The organism is Bacteroides sp. (assembly GCF_028690125.1).
Classification (GTDB): Bacteria; Bacteroidota; Bacteroidia; order Bacteroidales; family Bacteroidaceae; genus Bacteroides.
Genome location: NZ_JAQVBV010000075.1, coordinates 1 through 10,937 on the forward strand (window position 1 = coordinate 1; position 10,937 = coordinate 10,937).

Below are 10,937 nucleotides of genomic sequence, written 5' to 3' on the forward strand. Positions count from 1 at the left end.
CAAAGAATTGTAATGATAAATTTGGAAATAGATAAAAACAAAAAGCCGTCTTTCTGGAGGTGAACGTTATGTTCACGACTTATAAGACGGCCTGATAGCAAGGTGTTTGAGTTTTCGAGAGACTACAAAATTATAAGTGAAAAAGAATCTTAAGTTACCATTGTTTATATTAATTTAGATCGGAGATAAAAATGAAAAAGAATATACTTTTAATTGGTGGCGGAGGCCATTGTAAATCAGTATTGGACAGTCTTCTTGAACTGAATGAATATGCAGAAATCGGAATTGTCGATAAGAATGAAAATGTTGGCAACTCAGTGATGGGTGTTCCTGTAGTGGGATGTGATGATGATCTACCTGCTTTATTTAGATATGGTTACAGGTACGCCTTTATCACAGTTGGAAGTATCGGGAATCCAACTCTTCGGATAAAACTCTTCAAGCTTCTTAGTGAAATTGGTTATGAGATCCCTTTCATCATTGATAATTCAGCTAAAGTCAGTAAGTATGCAGAAATTAAACAGGGTGTGTTTATAGGGAAACAGAGTACTATTAATGCTGGAGCCCTAATTCAAAGAGGGTCTATCATAAATTCTGGATCTATAGTGGAGCATGACTGTCAGATTGGTGCCTTTTCCCACATTGCTCCAGGAGCTGTCTTAGGTGGAGAAGTAGTTGTTGGGGAGAATTCTCACGTTGGCTCAAATGCAACGGTTAAACAGCAAATTCAAATAGGCTTTAATTCGATTATTGGTATGGGAAGTGTTGTTCTACAAAATATTGATTCTCATACAGTGGCTTACGGAAATCCATGCAGGGAGGTGAAGAAACTATGAGTGTATTCGTTATTGCAGAAGCTGGTGTAAATCATAATGGAAGTTTGGAATTAGCAAAAAAACTAGTCGATGCAGCTAAAGATGCAGGGGCTGATTGCGTAAAGTTTCAGACTTTTGTTTCTAAGAATATCGTATCAAAAAATGCGGTAAAAGCTGAATATCAAAAGCAGCAAACTGAGCCAGAAGAATCTCAACATGATATGCTTAAGAAACTTGAACTCTCCTTTAATGAATTTGTCAAGCTGAATGATTATTGTAAAAGTAAAGATATTGAATTTATGTCTACGGCTTTTGATTTTGACAGCATTGATTTTTTAGATAGTTTAGAGATGGGCACTTGGAAAATTCCTTCAGGAGATATTACCAACCTACCTTATCTAATCAAGATTGCTAAACTTAATAAACCTGTGATACTTTCCACGGGTATGAGCACAATGGAAGACATAAGAAGCGCTATTAAAGCCTTAAAAGAAAATGGAGTTGTGGAACTTACAGTTCTTCATTGTACTACAGAGTACCCGACACCATTTGAAGATGTAAATTTGAATGCTATGAACACTATAAAGGAAGAATTTGGCGTAAAGGTGGGTTATTCGGATCACACTAAAGGCATAGAGGTTCCTATTGCCGCGGTTGCTTTAGGTGCTACAGTTATAGAGAAGCATTTTACCTTAGATAGAAATATGGAGGGACCTGATCATAAAGCGAGCTTAGAACCTAATGAGCTTAAAGCTATGGTTGATTTCATAAGACATATTGAACTGGCTCTAGGTAATGGAATGAAACAGCCAGCCGAATCAGAGAAGAAGAACATGGCAGTTGCTCGTAAGAGTATTATTGCAAGTAAAGACATTAAAGCGGGTGAAATTTTTACGGAAGAGAACCTTGCAGTAAAAAGGCCAGGTCATGGTATAAGTCCTATGAGATGGTTTGATGTCATAGGAAAATCTGCACCGAGAGATTTTGAAGAAGATGAGTTGATAGAGCTATGAAGAAAATAATCAGTATTCTAACAGCAACAAGAGCTGAATATGGTCTGTTGAAACCAATAATCGCAAAACTTAATACAATTGATGAATTCGATGTAAGAATCGTAGCCACTGGTGCACATCTTTCACCAGAGTTTGGCTTAACATATCGAGAAATCGAAAAGGATGGTTTTGTTATTGATGAGAAAATCGAGATCCTTTTAAGCTCAGATACCCCATCGTCCATTTCCAAATCAATGGGACTTGCGATGATTAGCTTTGCTGATTATTTTGAGAAGCTAAATCCCGATTTGTTGATTGTTCTTGGTGATCGATATGAAACACTGGCTGTAGCAACTACAGCAATGAATCATAGAATTCCAATAGCTCATCTTTATGGAGGAGAAACAACCGAAGGGGCAATCGATGAGTCTATTCGTCATGCGATAACAAAGCTAAGTTATCTTCATTTTACAAGTACAGATGAATACGGAAAAAGGGTTGTTCAATTAGGAGAGAATCCAGAACGTGTATTCAATGTCGGAGCAATTGGTATTGAAAATATCATAAATGAAAAATTGCTACAAAAAGAAGAATTAGAGAATGAACTTAATATCAGTTTATCAAAACCATATGCGGTGGTTACATTCCATCCAGTAACACTTGAAAATAACAGCTCTGAGAAGCAAATTGAATCGCTTCTAGAAGTCTGTAAAGAATATACTAAATTAAATTTTATCTACACTAAAGCAAATGCAGATGCTGAAGGTCGCATAATAAATCAGTTAATTGATAACTATGCCAGGGAAAATGAAAACATTCTTGCGTTTACATCTCTTGGTATGAGACGATATCTAAGTGCACTTAAGTATTGTTCAATGGTTATTGGAAACTCATCGAGTGGATTACTAGAAGCTCCTAGCTTTGCTATACCTACGGTCAATATAGGAGACCGCCAAAAAGGAAGGCTACAAGCAAGTAGTGTAATTAACTGTGAACCAACGCAAGAAAGTATTAGACAAGCGTTGGAGTTAGCATTAAGCGAAGAATTTGTGCAGAAAGCTAAGGTAACTGTCAATCCATATGGTAATGGAGATACATCTGACAAAGTAATTGAAGTAATAAAAGAATATCTGATTAATGATAAAATTGATCTTAAAAAAAAGTTTTACGATTGCGAGGTGAAATAGATGAATATTGTTGTGATTGGACTTGGATCAATGGGGAGAAGAAGAATTCGTTTAATCAAACAGTATAACGATTCTTATAAAATCATTGGTGTTGATTTAAATAAAGAGAGAAGAATAGCATCCGAATCTGAATTTGGAATTGAAACAATTGATAGTTTAGAGGAGGCAATAAAAAACAACAGTCTTGACAGTGCAATCATTTGTACTTCACCATTATCACACAGTAAACTAATTAAATTGTGCTTAGAGAATAATCTACATGTTTTTACAGAATTAAATCTAGTTACTGATGGATATGATGAGAATATTCAATTAGCAGAAGAAAAAAATAAAGTTCTTTTCTTATCTTCGACATTCTTACATAGAGCGGAGATTAATCAAATAAAAAAGTTAGTCAAGATGCAAGATGAAAGATTGAATTATAACTACCATATCGGTCAGTATTTGCCAGATTGGCACCCATGGGAGAATTATAAAGATTTTTTTGTTGGTGATAAGAGAACTAATGGGTGCAGAGAAATTTTTGCGATAGAATTACCATGGCTTATTGAGGTTTTTGGTAATGTTAAAGACATCATTGTAAGAAAAAGTAGAATCAGCTCATTAAATATTGATTATGATGACAATTACATGGTTATTCTAGAACATGAATCAGGACATAAAGGTATGCTCGCTGTTGATATAGTATCAAGAAAAGCGGTGAGAAACCTTGAAGTTTTTGGTGAAAATCTATACTTATCTTGGGATGGTTCAGCCGAAGGACTAAAAATGATGGATATTGAGAAGAGAATAGAGGCGAATATCCTATTGTATGAAAAAATAGATCAACTCAATCAGTACAGTAAGTTTGTTGTTGAAAATGCTTACTATGATGAAATAGTATTTTTTTTTAACGTGATATCTAACAATATTGAACCTATTTACGATTTCGAGAAAGACAAAATAATACTCGATTTAATAGATAGAATTGAGGCCTAACTATGCAAAGAAGATATAAAATAGGAATGATTGGTTTAGGCTCAATAGGAAAAAGACATCTAATTAATATAGATAAGGTCCTTAGAAGCAGAGACGTTGAATATTCTATAGATGTGATTAGAAGGAAAAACAGTAGGGCTTTGGATGAATCGTTAAGCGAGCTTATTTCTAATGTATATATAGAACATGAACATATTCCCGATGACTATGATGTTATATTTATTACCAATCCGACTCATCTACACTATGATACGATAAAAGAATTTTGCCATAAGGCAAAAAATATGTTTATTGAAAAACCAGTTTTTCATAAAACATCTTTGAAACTATCAGATTTATCATTGGACACAAAGGGCATTTATTACGTTGCATGTCCTTTAAGATATACTGAGGTTATCCAGTATGTAAAAAATAAGATTGATTTGAATTCGGTATACAGTGCAAGAGTGATTTGTTCCAGTTTTTTACCAGATTGGAGACCGGGGTTAGACTATCGAGAAACATATAGTGCACACTTGGACCAAGGCGGTGGCGTATCAATTGATCTTATACATGAGTGGGATTATATGATGTATTTATTTGGGAAGCCTAAACAAGTTTTAAATTTTCGGGGCAAATTTTCTCGGTTAGAAGTAGACAGTGATGACTTATCAGTTTACATAGCTGAATATGAGAAGATGCTAGCTGAAGTACATCTAGACTACTTTGGACGAAAGCCAATAAGAGAATTACAACTCTTCACTGCAGATGAAACTATAGTTGCTGATATTATAAACAGTGAAATTCGATTTTTGAATGAAAATAAAGTCATTCAATTTAGTGAAGATAGAAATTCTTATCAATTTAAGGAAATTGCTAACTTCTTTGATGTTTTAGAAGACAAAGTAAATAATGAAAATGATATTTATACAGCTTTAGCTACATTAAAAATTGCAAAGGAAGGTAAACTTTAATGAAGATATTATTTACAATATGTGGTAGAGCAGGTTCAAAAGGAGTAAAGAACAAGAATCTAAAAGAGTTCTTAGGTTATCCTTTGCCGTTTTATACTGTATCAGTAATTGATTTGTTTATAAAAAATAATAAACAATACGATTGTGATATTGTTTTAAATACTGATAGTGATGATTTAATTGACCTATTCAGAAATAAATTGACGTTACCAATCCATATTGTTAAAAGAGAGCCTAAACTTGGCGAAGATAATACACCAAAAGTTCATGTAATCCAGAACAGTTATACGGTACTCAAAGAACGACTGAAGGAAGATTATGATTTAGTTGTTGACTTAGATATTACCTCACCATTAAGAACCTTGAAAGATCTTGAAACTTTGGTAGAAAAAAAGGTTAACTCAGATGCTGATGTGGTTTTCTCTGTAACAGACTCACGAAGAAATCCGTATTTCAATATGGTGATGAAAACTGCGAAGGGGTATGAACGTGTTATCAAGTCGAACTTCAACGCAAGACAGGAAGCACCAGAAATCTTTGATATGAATGCTTCTATGTATGCTTATTCCCCAGAATTTCTTGAGAGCGGTAAAGGAATTTTTGAGGGAAAATGTGATGTCATTAAAATGATGGATACAGCAGTTCTCGATATTGATCATGAAATTGATTTCGAACTTATGTCCGTGATTGCAAAATATCAGTTTGTTAAGAATACAGAAATGAAAAAAATACAAGAGAATATTAGAATAATAATATTAGGATAATTTTTTACGGTACAATAATTAAATATTTTAATGTTTATTCTCAATCAAGGAGAATTAAGGTAGATGAAAAAAACGGCTCTAATTATTATGGTGATAACTTTTTTATCAAAAGTATTTGGTTTTGCTCGTGATATAGTTCTGTCTTATTTTTATGGAGCTACTAATATAACTGATGCATATCTAATTTCTCAAACTATACCCAGTGTAATATTTGGTTTTCTTGGTGTAGCGATAACTACAGCTTACCTACCTATCTTAAGTAGAGTAAGATCTAATCTTGGTGAAAAACAAGCATCTTTGTATACTAGCAAATTAATAAATTTCTTTATGATAGCAATTACAGTTATTTTTGTTTTGGGGATTACATTTACAGAACCTCTAGTCAGGATATTTGCATATGGATTCACAGGTGAAACTTTTGAAATTGCTAAAGAGTTCACAAAAATCGGATTAATCGGGATGTATTTAACTACTTTAATTTCAATTTTTCGTTCATATCTTAATGTTAAAGAAAAATTTCTTGTGCCAGCGTTAATTGGAATTCCATTTAATCTTGTTATTATTATATCTATTGTATTATCTTCCAGAACTAACTATCGAGTACTTGCAATTGGGACACTGGCTGCATTAGCATCACAGTTATTATTCTTGATTCCGTTCATAAAAAAAGAAGGTTTTAAATACAAATTAATATTTGATACAAAAGATATCAATTTGAGAAAGACTTTTTTTGTTGCATTGCCTGCTATATTGGGTACATCAGTAAATCAAATTAATATTTTAATAGATCGAACAATAGCATCAACGCTCGCTGTTGGCGGTATTTCTGCATTAAATTATGCAAACAGATTAAATGTTTTTATTGAAGGATTATTTGTTACATCTTTGATTACTGTTATGTATCCGACTATATCAAATTTAGCAAGTAGAAACGATATGAAAAAATTGAAAGAAATAATCGCTGAATCACTGAATATAGTTAATATTTTTATTATTCCAATTGTAATAGGAGCTATGATATTTACAAAAGAAATTGTAAGTTTGCTTTTTCAAAGAGGATCCTTTGATGTTAATGCTCTAGAAATGACAACATATTCTTTACTATTCTACTCTATAGGTTTGATTGGGATTGGAGTAAGAGAAACATTATCTAGAGTATTTTATTCATTGCAAGATACAAAAACTCCAATGTTAAATGGTGCTATTGGAATGATAGTTAATATAATACTTAATTTTATTTTTTCTCGATTATTAGGTATTGGAGGGCTTGCATTAGCAACATCAATATCTGCAATATTCACATCGTTGTTGATGCTAATCAATTTACGTAAAAAGATAGGCCCATTCGGAATGAAGCAAATCAGCATTTCATTCCTAAAAATCCTATTTGCTTCATTGGTTATGGGCGGATTAGCAAAACTAAGCTTTAATTACTTAACGACTTCTATATCTCAGAACCTTTCACTCTTATTAGCGATCGGCGTTGGAGCGTTATCATATTTCGTGATTATCTACTTTATGAAAATTGAAGATGTTGATGTAATTGTTGGAGCGATTAAGAAGAAGCTTGGAAGAGGAGCTGTTTAATAGTTGTATTGTTATTTCCACCCATCCCCCAACTCCCCAAGAATCTATTCAACCACATAAGTAAATTTTGGGAATCTTATATGAGGCTTAGCTCTAATAAGGGTTATATATGGGTGAGCTCAATCTGGTTGATAGCGTGATTAACCTGACACCCAGATAAGCATGATTAACTTGACCCTCAGATAAGCAGTGATGGTAACACCTGGATGTGCTGTGATGGTAAACATCCCAGATAAGCAGTGATAGTAACACCATGATGTGCTGTGATGGTAACTTTTCAGATTAGCAGTGACGGTAACTTTTCAGATATCCATAATCAGTTTGACACCGTGATTAGCAGTGAAAGAGAACGGGCATTTTTAGACTTGTTACTATGATAAAAGGATAATCAATAAACAGCGTGCTAAAATGGGAGAAAAACCAGTTTTGTATAAGGGTATTGTTAAAAAAAATAACAAAAAGAAACATATGCCAATAACAACTATTGACTTCTCATTAACAACCTGTGTGGTAAATATCCTTTGATAGCAACGGTTTCACAGTGATCAAAGATGAAGTCCACCAGAATCTTCCCTTTGCTCATCATGTGGATTGACTGTACCGCGCTCTCAAAGATGTCTCGCCTGAAAGGAATTCGCTCAGTCTCGGGTTCGAACGGCTGGAGCGTCTTGAGCAGGGTTGGGAAATGTTTGAGCCTGTCACGGTTGTCGGCAGTCGTTTTTTTGACATGATCAAGTTGATCGATCTCCGCATTGATTTGCAGCACCTTTTCCGTCAATGCTTCAATCCGGTCAACAAACTGGATGCTCTCATTCTCCTCCGTGCTCACCAGTGAGTTAATGGTGTGGTAGAGACTGGTTCGCTGGCCCAAGAGGTGCTGCATGGCATTATGTGTATCCTGCCCGTACTGTTTGCACGCTTCAAAATAGGAGTGCCATGAATCCTGCCAGTTGCGTTGATGCTTCATCTGTTGGAACACAATCATGACGGCGTGTTCCATCAGCTCTTTTCGGAAGGCGGGGAGGTGACAGCGGCTGTTCGGGTTGCGGGCCAGTGTGCCATTGCATTTCCAATAACCGTGGGGCTGGTCGCTCTTCTTGCTGCGCATCACGGGATGAGAATGGGCAGTGTGCCCACAGTGGCCGCATACCAGGCGGGACTTGATGGCCTCATCCGTCTTGTTCATCTCCTCGGTCTGGATGTCGCGAAAGGAAAGGCCGCGTACCGGGTGTGTTCGGTTTCGCCGGATGGCCTGCACCGCTTCCCAGTCCTCCCTGGAAATGATGGCTGGATGGTGCGACTCAATGAAAAATTGTTCCACCTCACCTTGGTTTGGTACGAGTCTTGGGCTTGTGATGTCCGGCCGATACCGCTTCCCATACAGATAATCGCCGGTATAAGCCACGTTGCCAAGAATCCTGTCCACAATCGATGGCCCCCAGTCATTGAGACCTTGAGCCGTGGGAATGTGTGCCTCCTGGATTCCCGGGAATAGTAACGATGAAAGAGCTTGAAACGCTTTATTTTCAATAGTTTTAGCCATAATTCTCTTGCATCTCGCCTCGTTACATGATATATTAAAGTAACGAGGTGAGAGGGGGCTGAAAAATGGCTGCCATTGTTTATCAAAAGAACAAAGTGACTGGAATCACCTACGCTTACCAATCAGTATCCCATTGGGACAAAGAGAAACAACAGTCTCGCGCCAAGCGAGTGTGCATTGGCAAAGTCGACCCCCAAACAGGCGAAATCATACCGACTCGAAAGAAGGCAAAACCAGCAGCAGAGATAACAGCAAAGCGTGGCCCTGTCCCTGCAACGCAAACAGCTCGTTTTTTCGGAGGCGCGACCTACCTCTTCGATCAAATCGGACAGAACCTCAATCTCTCAGCTGACCTCAAGACATGCTTTCCTGAGATACACAAGCAAATCCGTTCCATCGCCTACTATTTGATTCTTGAAGAGAATAACCCGTTGAGCCGATTTAATAAATGGAATGTGCTACATCGTCATCCAGCAGGGCATGATATCCCATCACAAAGAAGCAGTGAGGTCTTTGCTGCAATAACAGAAGAGGCGAAGCAACGGTTTTTCCGCCTGCAAGGGTATCGTCGCACCGAGAAAGAGTATTGGGCATACGACATCACTTCCATTTCGAGTTATTCGACAGCGTTGTCGCAAGTCAAATACGGCTTGAACAAAGAACATGACCGTCTGGCTCAAATCAACCTGGCTCTCTTGTTTGGTCAGGAATCAGGACTGCCTTTCTACTACAGGAAGTTGGCCGGAAATATTGCAGATGTCAAAACGGTTCGAAAACTGTTAACCGACATGAAGACACTTGGCTATAACAATATCAAACTTGTCATGGATCGTGGCTTCTATAGTGAAGATAATGTGAATGGCTTATTTCAAGCGCACTATCGATTCATCATGGCCACTAAAATCAACCTCAAGTATGTAAAGCTGGAACTTGAAAAAGCAAGAAGCACGATACGGAACTTCGATCACTACGATGATGAGCGGGAGCTGTATTCGAGCACAGCCATCATAAAGTGGAAATACAAGCAGGACCGGCCAATCATTGGCGACCAACTAAGGGAAGACAGGAAACTCTATCTTCACCTGTACTTCAATCATGAAAAAGCTGTCGAAGATGAGAAGAGACAAAACCTTCTATTGAGGACGCTGCAGACAGAACTTGAAAGCGATGAGCTGCATGAGAAGCACGATAGCGACTACAAAAAGTATTTCACCGTGCAAATTCTAGCGAATGGAGAGAGACAGATTACTGCAAGTCAAGAAGCAATTGATGAGGCTAAAAAGAATTATGGATACTTCGCTCTCATAAGCAATGATGTGAAGGACGCGATTCCCGCACTCGATATATATCGAACGAAAGACCTGGTAGAAAAAGCATTTGGAAACCTGAAGGAAAGGCTGAATCTGCGACGAACCCTGGTATCTTCCGAGCAAAGTCTGGACGGGAAGCTGTTTGTAGAGTTTGTTGCGCTCATCTATCTATCCTACATCAAGAAGAGAATGACGGAGAACGATCTATTCAGCAAGTACACACTTCAGGGTCTGCTTGACGAATTTGATGTGATTGAGTGCTTTGAGGAAAACGGACGGAAGCTGAAATGGGGAGAAATGACAAGCAAACAAATTGATTTGTTCAAACTAATGGGGGTTGAGCCACCCTCGTTACGCTAATCCGGGAATCCAGGCAGCATGTTGCGGATGGCCTTGCCCGTCCAGGTGGAACGGTTGCGTACGGTGGGAATGGCGGCCTTGGACAGCCGGTGGGCAATGTCCATGATGGGCACACCGGCTGTGAAGTCGGTGAAGACGCCCTTGACCACCTCGACTTCATCGGGGACGGGTTCGAGCATCTGGTCCTTGCCGCGCCCCACCACCCTGTAGCCGTACAGGCGGCGGAACTTCGGGTTGCCCTGCAGCGCGCGGCTTCTGTATGCCCATGCCGTGTTCATGGAAATGTTGAGGGCCTCCTGCTGGGCGACGGCCGCGTACATGGGGTCTGCTGAACATCTCGCTTTTTCATCCAAACAGAAATATTGAACATTGAAAATTGAATTTTTTGAAAATAAATAATTGGGACAAAAAATCCCGAATCCTCTTTTCAACGTTCATGACAATAAAT

Annotated in this window: 10 protein-coding genes; 8 read left to right on the forward strand and 2 right to left on the reverse strand. The window is 37.7% G+C overall.

Features of this window, described 5'->3' with window-relative positions; translation table 11 throughout:
• Positions 1-191 precede the first annotated feature (191 nt).
• The 7 genes from PHO71_RS24215 to murJ all read left to right on the forward strand — a co-directional run bounded on the left by PHO71_RS24215 (position 192) and on the right by murJ (position 7,276).
• Complete coding sequence (locus PHO71_RS24215) at positions 192-836, forward strand: acetyltransferase (protein WP_300208602.1); 645 nt, start codon at positions 192-194, stop codon at positions 834-836.
• Entirely contained in the window at positions 833-1,828 is a 996-nt protein-coding gene (neuB, locus tag PHO71_RS24220; RefSeq protein WP_300208604.1) for an N-acetylneuraminate synthase, read from the forward strand. The genes PHO71_RS24215 and neuB overlap by 4 nt, the downstream gene beginning before the upstream one ends.
• Positions 1,825-2,994 carry a UDP-N-acetylglucosamine 2-epimerase gene (gene neuC / locus PHO71_RS24225; protein ID WP_300208606.1) on the forward strand — a complete coding sequence of 390 codons (1,170 nt, stop codon included), beginning with the start codon at positions 1,825-1,827 and terminating at the stop codon, positions 2,992-2,994. The genes neuB and neuC overlap by 4 nt, the downstream gene beginning before the upstream one ends.
• Positions 2,995-3,972, forward strand: coding sequence for a Gfo/Idh/MocA family oxidoreductase (locus tag PHO71_RS24230; protein WP_300208608.1), 978 nt, complete (start codon positions 2,995-2,997; stop codon positions 3,970-3,972). It abuts the gene before it with no gap.
• Positions 3,973-3,974: 2 nt separating this feature from the next.
• A complete protein-coding gene (locus PHO71_RS24235; protein ID WP_300208610.1) occupies positions 3,975-4,925 on the forward strand; it encodes a Gfo/Idh/MocA family oxidoreductase in 951 nt (316 codons plus the stop codon).
• On the forward strand, positions 4,925-5,689 hold the full coding sequence (locus tag PHO71_RS24240) for an acylneuraminate cytidylyltransferase family protein (protein ID WP_300208612.1): 765 nt from the start codon (positions 4,925-4,927) through the stop codon (positions 5,687-5,689). Before PHO71_RS24235 ends, PHO71_RS24240 begins: the two co-directional genes overlap by 1 nt.
• 63 nt (positions 5,690-5,752) lie before the next feature.
• Complete coding sequence (gene murJ / locus PHO71_RS24245; protein WP_300208614.1) at positions 5,753-7,276, forward strand: murein biosynthesis integral membrane protein MurJ; 1,524 nt, start codon at positions 5,753-5,755, stop codon at positions 7,274-7,276.
• 481 nt (positions 7,277-7,757) lie between these two features.
• On the opposite strand, the gene PHO71_RS24250 is transcribed toward murJ, so the two are convergent.
• Positions 7,758-8,819: a recombinase family protein gene (locus tag PHO71_RS24250; protein ID WP_300208616.1), complete on the reverse strand. Its 1,062-nt coding sequence runs from the start codon at positions 8,817-8,819 to the stop codon at positions 7,758-7,760.
• 65 nt (positions 8,820-8,884) lie between these two features.
• On the opposite strand from PHO71_RS24250, the gene PHO71_RS24255 reads away from it, so the two are divergent.
• Positions 8,885-10,489: an IS1634 family transposase gene (locus PHO71_RS24255; RefSeq protein WP_300208618.1), complete on the forward strand. Its 1,605-nt coding sequence runs from the start codon at positions 8,885-8,887 to the stop codon at positions 10,487-10,489.
• Here the strand turns inward: PHO71_RS24255 and PHO71_RS24260 are convergent.
• A complete protein-coding gene (locus PHO71_RS24260; protein ID WP_300208620.1) occupies positions 10,486-10,920 on the reverse strand; it encodes a recombinase family protein in 435 nt (144 codons plus the stop codon). The genes PHO71_RS24255 and PHO71_RS24260 overlap by 4 nt on opposite strands.
• Between the last annotated feature and the right edge of the window lie 17 nt (positions 10,921-10,937).